The sequence below is a fragment of the Pandoraea sp. ISTKB genome, from assembly GCF_001721285.1.
GTDB classification, from domain to species: Bacteria; Pseudomonadota; Gammaproteobacteria; order Burkholderiales; family Burkholderiaceae; genus Pandoraea; species Pandoraea capi.
In genome coordinates this window covers 61,037-81,525 of record NZ_MAOS01000024.1, presented here as the reverse complement: position 1 = coordinate 81,525, position 20,489 = coordinate 61,037, and the positions used below count along the sequence as shown (strand labels likewise).

Here is a 20,489-nt window from a genome sequence, read left to right as displayed (position 1 = left end):
ATCAGTACCGGCATCAGCGCGGCGCGGGGGCGCCGCCCACGGGCACCGGTTGTTGCGACGAAAGCGGCACGGGGTCGCTGGTCGGACCGAGCACGGCCGTGGGTGTCGGTGCCGGCGGCGGCACGGGATTGCCGGGCGGTGGCGGTACCGCACCGCCGGCAGGCGATGAGGGTGCCGAGGGTGCCGCGGCGTTGGGCGGCGGCAGCGGCGCCACCGGTGCCGGCTGCGTGGGCGCTGCCACGGCCGGTGCGCCGTGCGACGCCTCGTAGAGCGACAGCCCGTTGGCCGCCACCGCGGCGCCGCCGGCCCCTGATGTGGTCATCACCACGCCCGGCACGACGGTTGCGGCTTGCGGGCGCGGCGTGGCGTCCGGCAGTGCCGGTGCGGGACGACGACGGAAGTTGCCCTGCGTGCCGGACAGGAACTCGGTGGCGCGCTCGGCGGGGCGCACTACGTTGCGCACGATGTGCGGGGTGATCGACAGCACGATCTCGGTCTTCTGATCGTTGTTCGTGGTGTTGCCGAACAGACGTCCGAGAATCGGGAAGTCGCCAAGGCCCGGAATCTTGTTGCCCGAGGTCTGCTCCTGATTGTTGAGCAGACCGGCGAGCACCTGATTCTCGCCGTCCTTCAACTGGAGAACGGTCGAGGCCTGACGCGTGCCGATCTGGAAGACGGTGCTGCCGGAGTTCGTCGTCGTCTTTGCGCCCAGGCTGCTGACTTCCATCGAGATACGGATGCCGACCTGATCGTTCATGTAGATGGTCGGCTCGACATTGAGCGTGAGGCCCACGTCGATGTAGCTCACCGATTCCGACGCGAACGCGCCGACCCCGGCCCCCACGGTCGTGGAGATGACCGGCACCTTGTCGCCGATCAGGATCTTCGCCTTTTCCTTGTTGCGCACGCGAATGCGCGGGTTGGCGAGGATGTTGGTGTCGCCGTCGGTGGCATTGAGGTTGACGGTCGCGGACGGCGAGCCGACGCCGACGCTATTGCGCGTGGGCGAGAGCAGATCGGCCAGCGTGAGCGCCGAGCCGCTGCCTGCCGACGACAGCGGCGTGAGCACCACTTTGTCCGGCCACTGGATGCCGAGGTTCTGCAAGCGGCTGCGTGTGATTTCCATCACTTCCACGTCGAGCACGACTTCCGGCTCGGCGCGGTCCTGAAGCGCGACGACCTGCTCGGCGACCTTGATCGCCTCGGGGGAGTCGCGCACGATCACCGCATTGAGCTTCTCGTCGACGACGATGTCGGTCGATTTGGTGAGCGTCTTGAGCGAAGCGGCGACCAGCTTGGCGTCCGCATTGTTCAGGAAGAACGTGCGCACGACCATTTCCTTGTACTCGCGCACCTTCGCGGGCAGATTCGGGTAGATGAGCAACGTGTTGTTGTCCATCACCTGTTGTTCGAGCTGGTTGGTCACGAGCAGGAAGTACAGCGCCTGCTCCACGGTGCTGTTGCGCAGGGCAATCGAGACCTTGGTGTCCGCCTTCAGATCCTTGTCGAACACGAAGTTCAGCCCCGAGCGCTGGGCGATGACCTGAAACACCTGGCGCAGGGGCGCGTCGCGAAATTCGATCGACAACGGCTGACGGTAGGCGTCGGACAGTTCCGCGCTGAGTACCGGTTGCGCCGCACGTGACTCCACTTCGGCGAGCATGGCACGGGCCGCGTCGTTGTCGGGCCGCTCGCGCAGGATCTGTTCGAGCGTCTTTCGCGCGGCGTCGAAACGTCGCTCGTCCATCGAAATCGACGCCTGCTTGATCATGCTCTGGTGACGCAGCAGGGCGTCGAGCGTGCGCAGATCGGCCTTCGCCTTCTCGTTGTTCGGATCGAGATCGAGCGCGCGCTTGAACCACGGCCGGGCGGCTTGCAGCTTGTTCGCCGTCATCTCCTTCTCGCCGTTGGTGATGAAGTCGAGCAAGGTCTTGTCGCGCGCGTTGATGTAGATCAGGCGGTACTCGCCGTTGGCCGGATCGCGCTGACTCGCTTCCTGCAACTTCTTGAGACCGGCCTCGGGCTGATCATGAGCGATGAGGTCGCGACCGTCGCGCAGCGCCATTTGGGCCGCGCAACCGGAAAGCGCGAGGAGGGCGAGCGCAGCCGTCGCGCGCAGGGTCACGGTCCGGGCCGAAAGTGACGATGGCGATGAATGCGACGACGAAAAGAATGAAGCGACGGGCAACTTCACTGCGCGCCTCCGATATCCAACTCTTGCTGCTGGTTCATGGGGATGTAGATGAGCGACAGGCGAGGCGGCTTGATCGACTCGACGCGGTACACGTCGTCGACGACCGAGTTCTCATGCACGATGAAGGTCTTCTCGCCGCGCGCCAGATAGACCTCCCACGCCCCGGCGGCCTGCGCCTTGCCGAGATAGGTGAACGGCATCGGCGGCGCGGTGGGCGGCAGCGGTGCGAGGGGCGCCGGGGCGGAAGACGGCGCGGGCGGCGGTGGCCCCCAGTTCTGACTGGCGAACAGGCGCGCCGATGATGCCGGTGCACCGTCGGTGTCGACGAGATGTTCGCGCGGCATTGGGGCGACGATGGACGACGCGCCGACGCTCGGGCCGCTGCCCGAGACGAACGCGCGCACCTGCGCGAGCAGCTCGCGTCGATAGGCGGCGAGGTCGTCTGCGTCGGTGTGTGTGTCCGCCGTGGCGGACGCCACCGCAGCGCTTGCGGCCATCGCTTGACTGGCCGGGGGCGCCGGACGCCCCCGCGCGTGCGTGACAGGCAGCGCGGGCGAGACAACCGGTGCGTTCGACGACGTATCGAGGAACGGCAAAAACGAAGGATCCGCGAGCGCAGCCGCAATGCTGGCGGCGAGCGAGCCCCACAGCAGCCATCTACGCCGCGTCATGGGGTACGCACCGGGCCGTCCCGGAGATAGAGCGTGAAGCGTACCTGCGCGCTCACGGCGGCATCGCCAATGGCGTCGCGCTTGAAGTTGATGTCCTGCAAGGCCGCGAACGGCAGCGTCTTCAGCACTTCGAGCACGAAATGCCAGATCGCGTCGTAGTTGCCCTTGAGCGGCAACACGACCTGACACGTGGCGACGTGCGCGGCGTTGTCGTAGCCGTACTGATACTCACCCTGCTTGAGCGTGAGGCCGTTCTGCTTCGCCAGATCGAAGAACAGCTTGATGTGCAGATCGTTCTGACGACGGTTGCCCAGTGTCTCGAAGAACGCCAGCAGTCCGGCATCCACGGGGGCCGATGCCTGTGATGGACCGGACGGGCGGCGCTTGCCGGAGACTGCGGCCACGACCGACGACGTATCGTCTCGCGTCAATGCCAGACCGAACGCCGCGAGCGCCATCAGCGCACAGAGCAAGCACGCGAGCACTGCCGCACGCGCGACACCCAGGCGGGCGAATGCGATGCGCGCGCGCAGCAACGGCGCCGTCGGTCGCGCAGACAGACGCAGGTTCAGTGCGCGGCCGATACCGTCCATACGGCCTCCAGGACAAAGCGAATCGGACGGTTGATGTCCTGTTCGTTGATTTCGTGATGCGTCAGTTGCACGTCGGTGAAGAAGGGCTGTTCGCGCAGCACGCGCAGGTAAATGATCATGTCGTCGGGGGACGTCGTCTCCGCCGTGATGCGCACCGAATGCCGGTTGACGTCGGGGGCGAGCGAGAGCAGGGCGACGTTCGCCATGGCCGAAGCGTCGAGCGCATCGCGCAGTTCGCGCCACGGCAGATTGAGCGTGCGGGCGATGGCGTTGATGGCGTTCGCCTGCGCCACCGGCACCACGATGGGGGCGACCGGTGGATTGGCGCGAGCGTGCGCGGCCTCACGTTGCGCAACACGCTGCGCGGCCGCTTGCCGCGCCTGATCGCGCACATAGACGCGGTAACCGAGCACCACCGCCACCATGGCGATCACGACGGCGAGCGCCAGCACCGCACACCAGCGCGGTGACAGTTGTCGTAGCGTGCGCTGCCAGCCGCGCGGTGCGAAATCGATGGCGATGCGTGTCATGCCGCTCATACCAGTGCTCCGCCCGTCGCGAGGATATCGGTGGCTTGCCAGTCGTGTCCGTCGTGGGTTTTGCTTGTTTCATGCATTGCTGCCGACGCCAGCGCGTTCACATGCAGTGCCGCGAGCGTGACACGCGCGTCGTTCGGCACTGTCCCGCACAGATGCAGTGTCGTGGCCGGCGTGACCCCCATGAGCATGGCGGTGCGCGCCAGCGTCTGGGCGAGCCAGTAGATGTCGCGATCCGATGGCATGGTTACCTCGTGAATCGCATGCAGTCGATGGTGGGCGTCGCTACCGTTGGTGATGCCGATGCGCATCAGATCGTCATGCATGACCGCAAACCAGCCGGGCGTGCGGCATTGCCGCTGCCAGCGGTTCCACGCACTCACGAATTGCGGCGCGATGCTCGTGACAGGGACGCGGCACGCCTGCGCCGTCACGATCAGCGTATCGACGAGCGCGCGAGGCAAAGCTGCCGTGCAGAACGGATGCGTGACTTGCCAGTCTCCGGCGATCTGCCAGTGCTCGGGCGTCTCGCCGAACAGATTGGCAAAGCGCAGCATGGCGGCGCCCTCGATGTCGGATGGGCGTGTCGCACCGGCGGGCGGCGTGGTCATCCACAGGCGTGCGAGGCGGTCGTCGAACACGATGTCGAGCGTGGCGCGACGCGCGGCATGCTGGCTGAGCAGATCGTGCACGGCGTCGCGTAGCGCAGGCACATAAGCCTCGCCGGAGAACGCCGCGAGCGACGACGAGCCGAGCACCCGCCACGTCTGCAACTTCTGCGACTGGTGTTCGCGCAGCACCAGACTTGCCGCATCGCGCGACACACCGAGATGCAGGGATTGCGCTCGCCATTCAAGCATTCGTCGTCACCCGTCGCACTTCTTCCAGCGTGCTGTCGCCCGCGCGCACCAGCATCAGTGCGGCGTGGCGCAGGCTGCGTGTGCCGTTCGCGTGCGCGGCGGCCTTGATCTGGCGAATCGGGCGCTTGTCCACGACCAGTTCGCGAAGCTCGTCGTTGAGCATCAGGATCTCGGCAATCGAGCGGCGTCCCTTGTAGCCCGAGCCACGGCACTGCGAACAGCCGCGACCGCGCATGAAGCGGAAGTCGGCGACGTCGGCGCGCGTCAGGCCGACGCTGGCCAGCTCGGCGTCGTCGGGCGTCGGGGCGGCTTCACGGCAATGCGGGCAGTTCACGCGCATGAGCCGCTGGGCCCAGATGCCGTTGAGCGCCGAGACAAAGGCGTAGGGGTCGATCCCCATGTGGTTGAAGCGGCCGAACACGTCGAACACATTGTTCGCGTGCACGGTGGTGAGCACCAGGTGACCCGTCAAGGCCGATTGCACGGCGATTTCCGCTGTCTCGCGATCACGGATTTCGCCGACCATGATCTTGTCGGGGTCGTGACGCAGGATCGAGCGCAACCCTTTGGCGAAGGTCAGGCCCTTCTTCTCGTTGACGGGGATTTGCAGGATGCCCGGCAGTTGGTACTCGACCGGGTCTTCGATGGTGATGATCTTCTCGCGGCCGTCGTGAATCTCGGTGAGCGCGGCGTAGAGCGTGGTCGTCTTGCCCGAGCCGGTCGGGCCGGTCACGAGCAGCATGCCGTACGCTTCGCGCGCGAGCGCCCGAAGGCTCACGAGCGACGCAGGATCGAAGCCGAGCGCTTCGAGTGTGAGCGCACCGTACGCCTCGATCATGGCGCGCTTGTCGAGAATCCGGATCACGGCGTCCTCGCCGTGAATGCTCGGCATGATCGAGACGCGCAGGTCGATGTCGCGCCCGGCCGCCTCTACGCGGAAGCTGCCGTCCTGCGGAATGCGTCGCTCGGCAATGTCGAGTTCCGCCAGCACCTTCAGACGCGAAATCGCCTGCTCGGCGAGGTCCGTGCCGCGTGCCGACGCCGCGTGATCGAGTACGCCGTCCACACGATACTTGATGGCCAGTCCGGTCGCCGTGCTCTCGAGGTGAATGTCCGACGCGCCCGCCTTGAGGGCGTCGTATAGCGTCGAGTTGACGAGTTTGACCGCCGGACTTGCGCCTTCGGCAACGCTGGCGAACGACAGGCGAGTCGACGTACGGTCGCTCCCTACGCTGTCGCCGTCTGCGGAGACCACGTGATCGATGGCCCGTGCCGTCTCCTCCTGCTTGGCGAGGTAGGCGTGGAGGTCGTCGGTCAACGCCAGCGCGAAGGGCAGGGGCGCCGGGGTCGACGCGCGTGCGCCGAGCCAGACACGCAGGTCCAGATCGAAGGGATCGCTGACGACGCCCACGAGCGCGCCGTCCGCACGCGCGAGCAGCACGCAATGGCGCTGTAAGGACTGCGAGAGGGATACGGTTTCGAACGCCGGTTTCGCGGCGAGCATGTCGGCCAGATCCATCACCGGCAAGCCCAGTTGTGTGCCGAGTGCGAGCACCACGTCACGCAGATCGCCGCCCGTGAGCGAGTGCAGCGCGGCGACGAGATCCTGTCCCGTCTCGCGCTGAATCTCGCGGGCGCGGGCGACCTGTGCGGCGTCGATGAGCGTGTCGGGAGGGCTGAGGTCGAGCGTGCTCACGAGAGATCTCCCGCCAGATCGAAGATGGGCATGTAAAGCAAGATCACGATGGCGCCGACGACAAGGCCGATGGCCGCCATGAGCACGGGTTCGAACGAGCGCGTGAAGCGGTCGATCCAGCGATCGATTTCGCCGTCGTAGAACGCCGCCGACTGAGTGAGCATCGGGCCCATCTCGCCGGTGCGCTCGCCCACGCGCAGCATGCGCAGCGAGATCGGCGTGGTGAGGCCTGCGGCTTCGAATGCCGTGGACAGCGGCGTGCCCGCATCCACGCTTGCCGACGCAGTGGCGAGCGCGGCGCGCAGATTGACGGACGCCATCGGTTGCACGGTCGCCAGCGCGCGCAGGATCGTGATGCCGCCTTCGAGCAGCATGCCGAGCGTGAGATACACGCGCGCCAGTTCGTAGATACGCACGCGCTCACGCAGCACCGGAATGCGCGAGAGCAGCAGCACGACGCCGCCCCGGCTTTGCAACCGTCGCCGGAGCATCACGAGCGACAGCACGAAGGCGCCTTGCGCCGCGAGGAACAACGTGGTGTGCCCGCTCACGAGCTGCCCGAAGTCGAGCATAAGTTGCGAGGCGAACGGCAGTTGCCGTCCCGCGCCCTGATACACCTCGGCGAAGCGCGGCACGACGTACATCATCAGGAAGAAGCTCACCGCGCCGCCGACCGACATGAGGATGCAGGGATAGATGGCGGCGCTCACGACCTTGTTGCGCACGCTGTCCACGCGCTGCTGATAGTCCACGTAGCGGGCCAGCGAACGCGGCAGATCGCTCGTGCCTTCGGCGGCCTGCACGATGCCGACGTAAAGCGGCGGGAAGATGCGTGGTTGTTCGGCAAGTGCCGCAGAGAAGCGCTTTCCCGACGACAGGCTTTCGAGCAGCCGGTGCAGACATTCGCGAACGCCCGGATTGCTCTCCTTCTCGTGCAACGCCTGAAGCGATTCGACCACGCCAAGCCCCGCGTTGATGAGCGCGAGCAACTCCTGGCTGAAGAGCACCAGCGAGAGCTTCTTCGCACCGGTCACGCCTTTGCCGCGACCTAAGCGACCTAAGTGCAACCCGGACACTCTCACGGTCCGGACTTCGCTCACGAAGCGGCCGTCGGCCTGCGCGCGACGGCGCGCGTCCTCGGGGCTGTCTGCCTCGATACGAAGGGTCTCGATCGTGCCTTGCGGGCCTATCGTGCGGACGTCGAAATGCATGCGCCGGGGGTGTCGCGAACCGGTTTGCGCTTACTGCGAGACGATGTCCGCGTCGTCGCCGGTGCCGCCCGGCTGGCCGTCGCGACCGTAGGACATCACCTCGTACTCGCCCTTTGTGGCGGGCGACGTGTATTGATAGGGATGGCCCCACGGGTCGAGCGGAATCGCCTTTTGCAGATACGGGCCATTCCACGCCTGACCGGCGGAGGTCGGCGCGACCATCAGCGCGTTAAGTCCTTCGGCCGTGGTCGGATAGCGGCCCACGTCGAGACGATAAGCATCGAGCGACTTGGTGAACGCATCGATTTGCGCTTTGGCCACCGTGACTTCGGATTTTCGCAATTGCGCAAAGTACTTCGGCCCGACGTATGCCGCGAGCAAACCGATGATCACCACGACCACGAGCAATTCGAGCAGCGTGAAACCTCGCTGAGCGCGACGTTGACTGAAGGCGGAGGCGCGACGGCGCACAGGCAGGCTGAGTTTCATGACGCGTGAGCTCGAAGTGAGTGTGACGGCGGATCGTTGCCCGAACTAAACGACGTGCAAGACACATCGGAAAAATCGGCGAGCGAATCCGGGCCGAACAGAATGCGGCCGCACGCATCATCGTGGAATTGCGAAGGGTCGGGAAGATGTAAATCCCTCAGCAGTGAATTGCAAAAAATTCAGTGCAGGGAGGCGCGAAGAAGACAGGGATCCGAATGTCTCCGCGCATTTACCAAGTCGCGGGTGGTTTGTCCTACAGCGCAAATTTGAGGATTGTTGCGCTGCATCCAAAGTCGCCTTGTCGGCGCTGGGGTCGCAAGGATTTCACGGTTTTGGTGCTTGAGAATTCAGCGCCTTGCGAGGTCGTTCAAATGAAAACTATTAATGACACTCGTGAAAAATCCGCCGCGTAAAGCCAACTTAGTATTGCGCCCGAAGTGGGTCAGACCACTGCAACTCGTTTGGAGTTCAATCTAACCGTCGACATTTTTCGAACGCATCTCAGGTGGTTGCGAGATGGCGGGAGCAAATGTTGCACGGGTTCAATCGGAACCACAATGACGAAATGAGAAAACGACACTCATTAGCGTGGACATGCACCGGGCTGCTGCTCGCGTGGATGTTCCTGATGGCGGGCACTGCCACGCCTCAGACGAACGCGGGCGCGGCGCCGATACCCATACCGGCGTCAGGACGCGTAAAGATCAACCTCGGCGCCACACCCTGGAAGTTCCAGGGCGATGACTCCACTGCCTACGCACAGCCCGGATTCGACGACTCCGGCTGGAAGAACGTGGGGATTCCGCACTCGATGAACGAGAACAGCATGTTCTCGAACACGCAGAGCGGTGGCGATGTGCCCAATGGGCGCGGCTGGTATCGCAAGCATCTCAAGCTCGACAAGTCCTATGCTGGCCGCAAGGTCATCATTGAGTTCGAAGGCGCGCACATGGGCGCGCAGGTCTACGTCAACGGCACGCCGGTCAAGGGCAGCAGCGTTCGCAGTCCGGACGCCACGCACGTGATCGGCTTCCTGCCGTTCGCCATCGACATCACCAACATGGTGACGGCCGACGGCGTGACCGACAACGTGATCGCCGTGCGCGTCGCCGCCAACGGCGACTGGTTCCAGGATCCGGACTTCTCGGGCGCGTTCCGCTTCGGTCAGGGCGACACGGGGATTTTCCGTCCCGTGTATCTGTACGTCACCGATCCGGTTCACATTCCGTTGAACGACTACCCGGTCATGCAGACGTGGGGGACGCACGTCTCCACCGTGAGCATCGACAGCCCGGCCACCGATGGCTCGGGCACGGCGGCGTCGGCGAACATCCAGATCGAAACGAACGTGCTCAACGAGTCGGGCGCTGCGCAGACCGCGCAGGTCACCACGCAGATCGTCGACGCGTCGGGCACGGTGGTGAAGCAGGCGAAGGACGATGTGGTCCTGCCGCCGAATGCCGGCCCGGGTTATCACCCGACGCTCGTTCGTCAGAATCTGGTCGTCGACAAGCCGACGCTCTGGTATCCGAACAACGTGCCGCGCGGCCGTCCGTACATGTACCGTGTGTTCCACATGGTCAGCGTGGGCGGTGTCGTGGTCGATGCGACGGAAAGCCCGCTCGGTATCCGCCTGATTACCTGGGACAACAACTTCCCGAGTATCAACGGATATCCGACCCACTTGTGGGGCGCTTCGGGCCGCTACGACTATCCGGGCCTCGGCACGGCCGTGCCGGAAGAGCAGCAGTGGCGCGATCTGCGCTTGCTGGCCGATGCCGGCGGTAACCTGTACCGTCCGGGCCACTCGTCCTCGAGCACCGAATTCCTCAACGCGGCCGACGCGCTGGGGATCTTCGTCGTGCAACCGAGCGGCGACGGTGAGAACGGCTTCAACGATTGCTACCAGTTGGCGTCGCCGACGGCGGACTGCCCGCAGAACAAGATCGACAAGTACGCGCTGAAGCTCGAGCTGCATCGCGACATGATCCTGCGCGATCGCAACAACCCGTCCGTGCTGGCCTGGGAAGCGAACAACGGCATCATGAACACCTCGTTCGCGCCGCTGCTCGCCGCCATCGGTCGTCAGTGGGATCCGGTCAACACGCGCGCACAGGCGGACCGTACGCCGAACGCGCTCAACGGCGACATCCTGAGCTGCTCGCGTCAGGGTTGCGAAGTTGGCGTGAAGAACCAGTTCCCGAACAAGCCGGCCTGGTCTGCCGAATACTGGGGTCGTGGCGAGTTCCGCGAGAACTACGACTTCGAAATGGATCAGGTGGCGTCGTTCCTGAACGACTGGCGCAGCGGTGTTCTGGTCAACGCTTTCGGTATCGCTCACTGGTATCTGGCGGATACGCCGGGTGAAGACAGCTTCTACTGGAGCGGCAAGACCTACGACGCGAAGCTCAATCCGACCGGTCCGATGGTTCGCTCGCTGGGCGAATCGATGACCGACGGCAACCGCTTCCCGCGTCTGCTGTACTACGCGTATCAAGCCGCGTGGACGCCGTTCTCGATCAAGCCGGTGGTGCACCTTGCGAACACCTGGAACCGTAGCGGTCCGGTGCGCGTGAACGTGTTCAGCAACTGCCCGGCCGTGCGTCTCGTCATCAACGACGTGGTGCAGGGCGCCGATCAGAAGCCGAACAACCTCTCGACCTCGACCGACAATTCGGCCGGCACGACCACGGGTCTCGTGGGGCAGGCGCACTGGGATGACGTGCAAGCGAACGGCGGCCATATTCAGGCGCTGTGCGTGGACGGCTTCGGTGCACAGGTGACGTACAACGGCCGCCCCGTGCTCGACGAGCAGTACACCGCCGGCGCGCCCGACCACATCGTGCTGTCGGTGGTGCCGGAAGTGCTTCGTCCGAACGGTCAGTCGTTCCAGGTCACGGCCAACGGCTCCGACGCCGTGTTCGTGACGGCGATGGTCGTCGATGCCAAGGGCGTCGTCGTGCCGAACGCTTCGAACCTCATCACGTTCTCCGTCGACAACACGGCAGTCGCGAACTATCGCGGCGGCTGGGATCACATCGTGACGATGGACAAGCCCGCGAGCTATCACGCGCCGGGCGACCATGAGCTCGCAGCCGAAGGCGGTCTGACGCGTATTGCGATTCGCAGCACGTTCCAGACGGGCCACGTGAACGTCACCGCAACGTCGCCGGGTCTGGGCAGCGGTACGGCCGCGTACGACGTGCAGGCCCCGGTCATCGTGCCGGTGCAGGCTGCGACCTCGGCACCGCAAATCGTGGTGCAGCCGGCCAGCCAGCAGGTCAGCGTCGGCCAGCCCGCTCACTTCGATGTGACGGTCTCGGGTGCCGCACCCATGCAGTTCCAGTGGCAGCGCGACCATCAGGACATTCCGGGGGCGACGGGCAGCAGCCTCGACACTCCGGCTGCGATCGGCGACGACAACGGCCATGTCTACGGTGTCCGTGTTCGCAACGGCGTTGGCGTCATCACGTCGAACGATGCCGTGCTGTCGGTGATCCCGGCGCGCGCGGTCACGATCGACACGCCGCCGGCCGCGCAGACGGTGTTCGTCGGCCAGACGGCGACGTTCAGCGTCGCGGTGACCGGCTCGCCGGTGATCGAGTACCAGTGGTTCCGTAATGACGTCGCGATCGATGGCGCCAAGTCGCCGACCTACACCACCCCGGTGCTGGGTCCGGACGACGATGGCGCGATGTTCAAGGTGTTCGTCAAGAACCCGCTGGCGCAGGTGACGTCGACCCCGGTGGCCCTCAAGGTCAACGCGGCGACCGTGCCGACGATCACGACCCCGCCGGCCAACACGGTGGCGATGCTCAACCAGAGCGCGACCTTCACGGTCGTGGCCGACGGTTCGAAGCCCCTGCATTACCTGTGGAGCGGCCCGACGGGCGTGGTGGGCGGCGATTCGCCGAGCCTCACGATCGACGCCGTCGCCCCGAAGGATCTGGGCAAGTACACCGTCACGGTGTCGAACGCCTCGGGCAAGAGCGTGACGAGCGATCCGGCAACGTTGAGCCAGGCCGCACCGGGTGTGAACCTGGCGCAGGGCAAGCGCGCGTTCGCCAGCAGCTATCAGGATCCGCAAGGCATGCCGGCCAGCAACGTGACCGACGGCAACGTCAGCTCGCGCTGGAGTTCGGATCAGAAGGATGGCGACACCGCATCGATCACGGTCGACCTCGGCGCGCCGATGCCGATCAACCGCATGATCCTGCGTTGGGAAGCCGCATACGCCAGCTCGTATCGCATCGAAGTGTCGAACGACAACGTTCAGTACACGAAGGCCTACGAATCGGCGGCCGGCTTCAGCGGTGGCGTGGACGATTTCACGTTCCCGCTGGTGACCGCACGCTATGTCCGCATGGTCGGTCAGAAGCGCGCGAGCACCTATGGTTACTCGCTGTATGAAATCGAGGTCTACAACGTCCCGAACTGTAACGACGGCGGTCTCTATACCAACGAACGTTACACGGTGCTCAACCCGGGCGAAGCGCAGGACAAGGCCAGCACGCTGATCTGGAACCGCAAGCAGTACGCGACGACGGATCCGAACCACCAGTTCACGCAACTGTCCGCTGCCGACTACTGTGCTGCACAGGGCAAGCGCCTGCCGACGCGCGACGAAGCATTGTCGATCGCCGGCAACAACAGCGCCGCGTGCGCCTTCCCGGAAAAGTGGACGACGTGGACGTCGACGCTCCTCGCCACCGACCAGCGTCAGGCTTACCTGATCACGTCGGCCGGTGAAGATCGTCAGGGTCTGGTCGACAACGCCCCGGGCTGGGTGCTGTGCGTCTCGGGCACGGCACAGGTGACGGCCCCGACGGTGTCGGTGCAGCCGAGCGACGTGAGTGCGACGCGAGGTACGTCGGCGCACTTCGGCCTCGGTATCAACGGTTCGGCCCCGCTCACGTTCAAGTGGTATCGCGTGGCGAAGGCCGGTGAGACCTCGGATACGCTGGTCTACACGTCGTCGCAGCCGATCTACGACACGCCGGCGGTCAAGCAGGAAGATGACGGCACGCAGTACTACGTCATCGCCAGCAATGCCGCAGGCAGCGTCACGAGCCAGAAGTTCAAGCTCACGGTGACGGCGCCCCAGCAGGATCCGGGCGGCAACAACCCGCAAGTTCCGCCGCCGACGATCGTCACGCCCCCGGTGAGCCAGTCGGCTGCCATCGGCAAGACGGCAACGTTCACGGTGAGTGCTACCGGCAACGGCACGCTGTCGTACCAGTGGTATCGCGATGGCGCGCAGATCGACGGCGCCGTGTCGGCAAGCTACACCACGCCGGCCGTCAAGCTGGAGGACAACGGTGCGCAGTTCACCGTGCTCGTCAGCGCCGGCGGTGCAAGCAAGCTGAGCGACGGTGCAACGCTCAATGTCGTGGATGGCGTGCCGTCCAACGATACGAACCTTGCACTGGGCAAGACGGTGACGTCGACGCCTGTGGAAAATCCGGGCTTCGGCGCGGCAGCCAACGTGAACGATGGCAACATCGCGACGCGCTGGTCCTCGCTGTTCCAGGACAATCCGGATGCTGACAAGGCCAACATCACGATCGACCTCGGCAAGTCGCAGGCGGTCAATCTGGTGCGCCTGAAGTGGGAAGCCGCTTACGGCAAGCAGTACCTGATCCAGGTGTCGGACACCGGCAACGACGGTGACTGGAAGACGGTCTACACCCAGAACACGGGGCGTGGCGGTACGGAAAACCTGTCGTTCCAGACGGTCTCCGCACGCTATGTCCGCATGCAGGGTGTCAAGCGTCAAACGCAGTACGGCTTCTCGCTGTTCGAGTTCGAAGTCTATGGTCCACAGCTGAGCTTCGCTCAGCAGCCGCAGCCGCAATCCGTGCAAGTGGGCCAGCCGGCACACTTCACGGTGTCGGTGATCGGTGCGACGAACCTGTCGTACACGTGGTTCCGTAACGGCCAGCAGGTGGCGGTGACGGCCAACCCGTCGTACGACACGCCGGCCACGACGATGGACGACGATGGCGCGCAGTATGGTGTGGTGGCTGATGACGGTAACTCGAACATCACCAGCACGCCGGCGAAGCTGACGGTGACCCCGGCTACGGCCGGGGGTGGTAACAACGGCAACAACGGTGCCCCGCCGCAAGGCGGCACCGGTGATGGCGGTAATGGTGGAAACGGTAGCGACGGCAACAACGGCGCTACCGCCGTGAACCTGGCACTCGGCAAGCGCGTGTCGGCCAGCGGTGCAGAAAACCCGCAGGGTACGCCTGCGACCAACGCGGTCGACGGCAACGCCGACTCGCGCTGGTCGTCGGACTTCAACGACAACGCATGGATCGCCGTGGATCTGGGTGCCCCCACCCAGATTTCGGAAGTCCAGTTGCGTTGGGAGCGGGCTTACGGGACGGCGTACGAGATCCAGGTCTCGGATGACGGCAACACGTGGCGCAAGGTCGGCGGCCAGTCCGCCGGTCAGGGCGGCACGGAGCAGGTGTCGTTCACGCCGGTCACCACGCGCTTCGTGCGCATGGCCGGCAAGCAACGCGCCACGCCCTACGGCTACTCGCTGTTCGAGTTCGAAGTGTATGGCCCGGCAGGCGGTACCGTTCCGGTAACCAATCCGGCCACGGAAACCCCGTCTGACGGCAGCAGCAACGGCAACCTCGCGAAGGGCAAGTCCGCCTTTGCGAGCGGTGCCGAGAACGACGGCACGCCGGCACGTTTTGCGGTGGACGGTAACCAGGGTACGCGCTGGTCGTCGGACTTCAACGATGACGCGTGGCTCGCTGTCGATCTGGGCGCTTCGGTGCCGGTGTCGAAGGTGGTGCTGCGCTGGGAGCGTGCTTACGGTGCGGCTTACGAGATTCAGGTGTCGAACGACAACCAGAACTGGACGCGTGTGGCTTCGCAGCCGAACGGCCAGGGCGGTGTCGAAACGGTCTCGTTCGCAACCACGTCGGCGCGTTACGTGCGCATGGCGGGCGTCAAGCGCTCGTCGCAGTACGGTTATTCGCTGTTCGAGTTCGAAGTGTACGGCCCCACGGACGGCAGCACGCCGCCGCCTCCGCCGCCGTTGCCCGTTATCTCCGGCCAGCCGGCCAGTATCACGGTGCAGCAGGGGCAGACGGCTCACTTCGCCGTCGCGGTCGCCAACCCGGACGGGATGACTTATCGCTGGCGTCGTGGTGGTGACCTGATTCCGGGCGCCAACGCGTCGACGTACGACACGCAGCCCACGACGGCCGCCGACAACGGCGCGACGTTCACGGTCGACGTGACGAACTCGGCCGGTCAGACGGTGACCTCGTCGGCAGCAACGCTGACGGTGACGCCGCCGCCGGTGACGGGCGATCCGGGCAACACCAATCCGCCGGATGACGGCACCATCCCGAACTATCCGATCTATCCGAATCAAGTCGGCGTCGAACTTCGCAACAACACGAAGGGCGCATACACGGACGATCAGATCTACGTGGCGGTGATCGCGCACGATCCGGCAAACAACGGTCGGTTCGTGTATCTGAAGGCCGATGGCACGATCGTGCCGATGGCGGTCGAAGATAACGATGCGCCGGGGCACCTCACGAAGAACGGACAGAACTTCAGTAACTACTTCTTCACGCTGGCACAGGCGAAGCAGTTGAAGTTCCCGAAGATCTTCGGCGCTCGCGCGTTCGTGGCATTGGGTTCGCCGTTGTACATCAAGATCAACAAGGATGAGGCCGGCAATCTCGGCTTTGCAGGTCCCGACCTGCGCAACCCGACGGATCCCAACATCGATGTGCTTTTCGACTGGTATGAATTCACGTACGGCGACAACGGTATGTGGTTCAACAACACGCAGGTCGACCAGTTCGGCTTCCCGCTGACGGAAGACCTGTACGGCAGCAACCGCACGACGCACGTTCGCTCGGGTATCACCGAGTCGCGCGCTTCGATCTTCGCGGCGTACCAGAAGGAAGTGCCGGCCGAGTTCCAGCCGATCAACCCGTCGCCGCTGCGCATCGCCGCACCGAGCAAGGGTGGTTTCGACGCGGGACAACCGAACGGCAAGTACTTCGACGGGTACATCGACAGCATGTGGGAGTACTACCGTACGCACACGCTGACGCTGTTGATGTGGGGTAACGCCCGCAAGTTCGTCGGCCAGACGGTCGGCGACCAGCTGGTGTTCACCGAAGTCGATCAGGGCAATGGTGCCTTTGTGGGCGGCAAGTACTACGTGAACCATCCGAACACGCAGGACATGCTCGAAGCGAAGGGTCCGCTGGCCTCCGGTAATGCGACGGAGCTGGCGATCGAAGCGCAGGTGGCGGCCGCACTGAACCGCCACATCATGGAAGACGACACGCAGTGGGCAGCACCGTCGTCGACCTGGTATGCCAAGGCGCCTTACAACGCCTACGCGAAGTTCTGGCATGACCACAGCATCGATCGCAAGGCCTACGGTTTCTCGTACGACGACGTGTCGGACCAGAGTTCCACGCTGGTTTCGCCCACGCCGGAGCACCTGATTCTGGGGATCGGCTTCTGACGATTTGAGGTTTTGTAGCAAATAGACGACGGGATGCGCAGTCATGGCATCCCGTCGTTTTTTCTGTGAAACGCCCGTTTGCCGCATGGTCTGGTCATCTATACGTGGATGAGCCGTATTGCGGCCGGTATTGAAGGGAATTTGGAATGATTTCTATTCTTTCGATACACCGACTTGTGAATAATGCGAATCTTTCGGCCTGTTGCCGTGGTGGTGAGTGAACATGATGCAGTTCGAGCACGATTCGGGGTTTGCACGTTTGCTGCTCCCCATGCTGCCGAAGCTGTGGACGTTCGCGCTGCGGCTGACCGGCGATCGTCATGACGCCGAAGATCTCGTGCAACGCGCCTGCGTGCGTGCACTGGAGCGCGCCGACGCCCAATTGCGGCCCGACAGTGCGCCGCTGAACTGGCTCTACTCCATCGTCCATTCCCTCTGGCTCAACGAGCTGCGTGCGCGCAACGTGCGCAATCGCGGCGGTGTGGCCTGGGACGACGCGCTGCTCGAAAACATTGCCGACTCCGTGTCGGGATTGCCGGACGAGCACGTGGGACACCGCCAGATCGTGGACGCCGTCGAGCGCTTGCCCACGCCGCAGCGTGTGGCGTTGTTGCTCGTGGCCGTCGAAGGCTTCAGCTACCGCGAGGCCGCGCAGATTCTCGATGTTCCGGTCGCGACCGTCATGGGTCGCCTGTCCGCCGCCCGTCAGCGCCTCGGCGTGCAGTTCGATGTCGCGCCGCGCCGGCGCAGCGGCGTTGGCGTGGGTGAAACCCCCACGTAATGACGTAATGGTGATCACCGACCAGACCCTCCTGTCTTACGTGGATGGCAGCCTGAGCGACGATGTGAACGCGAAGGTCGAAGCTGCCATTGCCCGCTCGCCCGCCCTCGCGGCGCGCGTGGCGGCGTTGCGCGCGTCCGATCTGCCGTTTCGCGCCGCGTATGACGACTGTTTTTCCGAGCCGGTACCGCCCGAACTCGTGTCGACGTTGCGCACGCTGGTGCGCGGACGCACGACGCTCGACGTTCCCTCCCATGTAGCCAGTGCCAACGACGCACGCTTTGCGCGTGCGCGGCATCGCGTACACGTGCGCAGCCGCAGTGCGGTGCCGCGTCGCAGCTCGCTCGAGCGCGAGCGCAATGGCGGCGAGCGTAGCGGGGCGACCGCACGTCGGCGTCCGGGCGCCATCTGGTGGCAGATCGGTGGCTTCTCGGCCGGTGCGATGGCGTTTGCCGTACTCGTGGCCAGCGCCGGTGCGCGCTTCATGACCGACGGGCCGGCACCGACCCCGTTGCCGCTCGCCCGGGCAATGGTGGCGGCCGGTAATCTGGACGTCGACAGTGTCGTGGCGTCGCCGCCGGAAGCCCCCAACGTGTGGCATGGCTCGTACGAGCCGTGGGTGCGGGCGTTCGTGTCTTATCAGACGCTGATTGCCCGTGCGACGCTCGACCCGCTCGACGACGAGCCGGCCGAGGCGATTGCCACGGTGCGTGCGATCCGTCATCGCGACGACATACCGCTGATCGTGCCCGATCTGCGTCGCGCGAACATGGAGTTCAAGCGCCTGCAACGGTTGCAGTTCGACGGCCGGGCCGTCGTGCAGATTGCCTATCTGCCGCGCGAGGGGCCCCCGGTGGCGCTGTATGTCGTCAAGGACACGCGTCTGGATCATGGGCCTTCCGCACAGGTCATTCCCCCGATGGACACGGTGACGTGGCGTCGCGATGGGCAGATGTTCGCTTTGGTCGCTCCCTCCGGGTCGAGCGATCTCCTGCCGATCGCCCGGGCGCTCGCCAACGACGTCGTGCCGGTGCTCTACGACGGTGGCGCGACGCCGCCGGGTCTGCAAGCCGGTGGTGTCTTGCAGCCGTTCACCGATGCGATGGCAGATTCCCCCCTTTCTCCGACATATGAATCTCGTTGATTTTTCTTCCCCCGCATTTTTCGACAATCCCTATCCCGTCTACGAACGTTTGCGCCAGGCTGGCGATCTGGTCCCCATCGGCCCCTCGCTGATGATGACGGGGCGCTACGATCTGATCGAAGCGCTGCTGCACGATCGCCGCATGGGCAAGGCCTACATGCCGAGCGTGATCGCCCGGTACGGCCCGCTCGCGACGGAACAGCCGGTGTTTCGCGCGATCAGCCGCATGTTCCTGATGGCGAACCCGCCGGAGCACACGCGTTTGCGCACGCTGTTGATGCATTCGTTCAATGCACGGCGTATCGAAGACCTGTCGAGCGACATGCACGAGCAGGCCGCGCGTCTCATCGAGGCGATGCCCGCGACGGGGCCGGTTGATCTCATGTCGTCTTACTGCACGCCGCTGCCGTTGCGCATCATCTGCCGCATGCTCGACGTGCCCATCGAAGACGGTCAGGTGCTCGGCGAAAGCGCCGCGGCGCTGGTGCGCGCGTTCGATCTGGCGCCGCTCGACGAAGCCGGGCTGGCGCAGGCCAACAAGGGCGCCGTCACGCTCGAATCGTATTTCGACCGGCTGTTGCGCGTGCGCCGCCGGGAGCCGGGCGACGACCTGCTCTCCGCGCTGATCGTGGCGACGAGCGGCGAGGGCGGTCTGTCCGACGAGGAGATCGTCGCCAACATGTTGCTGCTGTTCGTCGCGGGCCATGAAACCACGTCGAACATGCTCGGCAACGCGCTGATTCACCTCTACCGCGATCCGGCCCAATGGCAGGCGCTGCGCAGCGATCCGTCGCTCACGCAGGCGGCCGTGGTCGAGGCAATGCGCTTCGACAGTTCGGTGCAGATGGTGGCCCGCACGGCGCTCTCGCCGGTGCGCGTCGGGGATGTCGCCATCGAGACCGGCACGACGGTGTTCATGCTGCTGGGCGCGGCCAACCGGGATCCGGCCAGATTCGAGGACCCGGATCGCTTCGACATCCGTCGCGAGAATCACGGTCGACTGATCTCGTTCAGCGCCGGCATTCACCACTGTCTCGGCGCGCGGCTCGCGACGGCGACGCTGCAAATCGCGCTCGACAAGCTGCTCGGCAGCTTCCCGAAGCTCGAGATCACCGGGCTCGACGACCTGCGCTGGCATCGTCGTCACAGCCTGCGCGGCGTGGCATCGCTGATGGCGAACTACTGATCGATCGACGGCGACGCCGCGTGGCGTCGCGTCACGTCGCCACTGACCCGGCTTTAAAACGAATCGGCCCGTCACGCATTGTCGTGACGGGCCGATTCGTTTTGACGGGGGGCACGCTGACGCGCTTACCCGGTCTTCCCGGGATGACCGGGACTCACTGGTCGATATGCGAGGGGGCGTCGGTGTCGTACACGGCATAGAGCTTGGTGTAGCCCTTGGACTCGAACACGCCGGTCCAGCCCTTGGGGAGCGTAACGGCTTCACCGGGGCCCGCCTCGACGACCGTGCCGTCGCTCGACGTGAACTTCGCACCGCCGGTAAGGAAGACGAGCAATTCGGTGTACGGATAGCCGGGGGCCGAACGAATCTCCTCGCGCACCGGACCGGACTTGAACACGCCGGTCTGGAATGCCTTGTCGGGCGAGGTGAAGGTGGTCACATCGACGGTGTCGTTGCCGTCTTCATTCTCGTGCACGGCATCGGCGCGGTCGAACACCGGCCCCGCCAACTCCTGCTTGTTCACCTTGATGGGGTGCAGCGGTTGCGCGACGGCGCCGCCCGCGTACAGAGCGAGCGTCATCAACGCGGCGGCCGCCAGGGATCGATTGGA

The 20,489-nt window shown here is 64.9% G+C and carries 13 protein-coding genes; 4 read left to right on the top strand and 9 right to left on the bottom strand.

Annotated features, from left to right (window positions below; translation table 11 throughout):
• Positions 1-13: 13 nt before the first annotated feature.
• From A9762_RS06950 to gspG, 8 genes are all read right to left on the bottom strand, one after another.
• On the bottom strand, positions 14-2,125 hold the full coding sequence (locus tag A9762_RS06950) for a secretin N-terminal domain-containing protein (RefSeq protein ID WP_240493468.1): 2,112 nt from the start codon (positions 2,123-2,125) through the stop codon (positions 14-16).
• 65 nt (positions 2,126-2,190) lie between these two features.
• Positions 2,191-2,865 (bottom strand): hypothetical protein, encoded by a 675-nt coding sequence (locus tag A9762_RS06945; protein WP_069341303.1) that lies wholly within the window; start codon positions 2,863-2,865, stop codon positions 2,191-2,193.
• Positions 2,862-3,458 carry a hypothetical protein gene (locus A9762_RS06940; RefSeq protein ID WP_069341302.1) on the bottom strand — a complete coding sequence of 199 codons (597 nt, stop codon included), beginning with the start codon at positions 3,456-3,458 and terminating at the stop codon, positions 2,862-2,864. The genes A9762_RS06945 and A9762_RS06940 overlap by 4 nt, the downstream gene beginning before the upstream one ends.
• Positions 3,434-3,997, bottom strand: a complete 564-nt coding sequence (locus tag A9762_RS06935) for a PilN domain-containing protein (protein WP_083253700.1) — start codon at positions 3,995-3,997, stop codon at positions 3,434-3,436. The genes A9762_RS06940 and A9762_RS06935 overlap by 25 nt, the downstream gene beginning before the upstream one ends.
• A complete protein-coding gene (locus tag A9762_RS06930; RefSeq protein ID WP_069341301.1) occupies positions 3,994-4,854 on the bottom strand; it encodes a hypothetical protein in 861 nt (286 codons plus the stop codon). The genes A9762_RS06935 and A9762_RS06930 overlap by 4 nt, the downstream gene beginning before the upstream one ends.
• Positions 4,847-6,550, bottom strand: a complete 1,704-nt coding sequence (locus A9762_RS06925; protein ID WP_069341300.1) for a GspE/PulE family protein — start codon at positions 6,548-6,550, stop codon at positions 4,847-4,849. Before A9762_RS06925 ends, A9762_RS06930 begins: the two co-directional genes overlap by 8 nt.
• A complete protein-coding gene (locus A9762_RS06920) occupies positions 6,547-7,761 on the bottom strand; it encodes a type II secretion system F family protein (protein ID WP_069341299.1) in 1,215 nt (404 codons plus the stop codon). The genes A9762_RS06925 and A9762_RS06920 overlap by 4 nt, the downstream gene beginning before the upstream one ends.
• Positions 7,762-7,791: 30 nt before the next feature.
• Complete coding sequence (gene gspG / locus A9762_RS06915; RefSeq protein WP_069341298.1) at positions 7,792-8,250, bottom strand: type II secretion system major pseudopilin GspG; 459 nt, start codon at positions 8,248-8,250, stop codon at positions 7,792-7,794.
• 565 nt (positions 8,251-8,815) lie between these two features.
• On the opposite strand from gspG, the gene A9762_RS06910 reads away from it, so the two are divergent.
• The 4 genes from A9762_RS06910 to A9762_RS06895 all read left to right on the top strand — a co-directional run bounded on the left by A9762_RS06910 (position 8,816) and on the right by A9762_RS06895 (position 19,879).
• A complete protein-coding gene (locus A9762_RS06910) occupies positions 8,816-16,768 on the top strand; it encodes a discoidin domain-containing protein (RefSeq protein ID WP_170836199.1) in 7,953 nt (2,650 codons plus the stop codon).
• A 223-nt stretch (positions 16,769-16,991) separates the two neighbouring features.
• The gene (locus tag A9762_RS06905; RefSeq protein WP_240493467.1) at positions 16,992-17,549 is read left to right on the top strand and encodes an RNA polymerase sigma factor; all 558 of its coding nucleotides are present in this window, start codon (positions 16,992-16,994) and stop codon (positions 17,547-17,549) included.
• Between the two features lie 7 nt (positions 17,550-17,556).
• A complete protein-coding gene (locus A9762_RS06900; protein ID WP_069341296.1) occupies positions 17,557-18,693 on the top strand; it encodes a hypothetical protein in 1,137 nt (378 codons plus the stop codon).
• Positions 18,680-19,879, top strand: coding sequence for a cytochrome P450 (locus A9762_RS06895; RefSeq protein WP_069341295.1), 1,200 nt, complete (start codon positions 18,680-18,682; stop codon positions 19,877-19,879). Before A9762_RS06900 ends, A9762_RS06895 begins: the two co-directional genes overlap by 14 nt.
• A 154-nt stretch (positions 19,880-20,033) precedes the next feature.
• Here A9762_RS06895 and A9762_RS06890 read toward each other — a convergent pair whose 3' ends face one another.
• On the bottom strand, positions 20,034-20,459 hold the full coding sequence (locus A9762_RS06890; RefSeq protein ID WP_069341294.1) for a cupin domain-containing protein: 426 nt from the start codon (positions 20,457-20,459) through the stop codon (positions 20,034-20,036).
• Positions 20,460-20,489 lie beyond the last annotated feature (30 nt).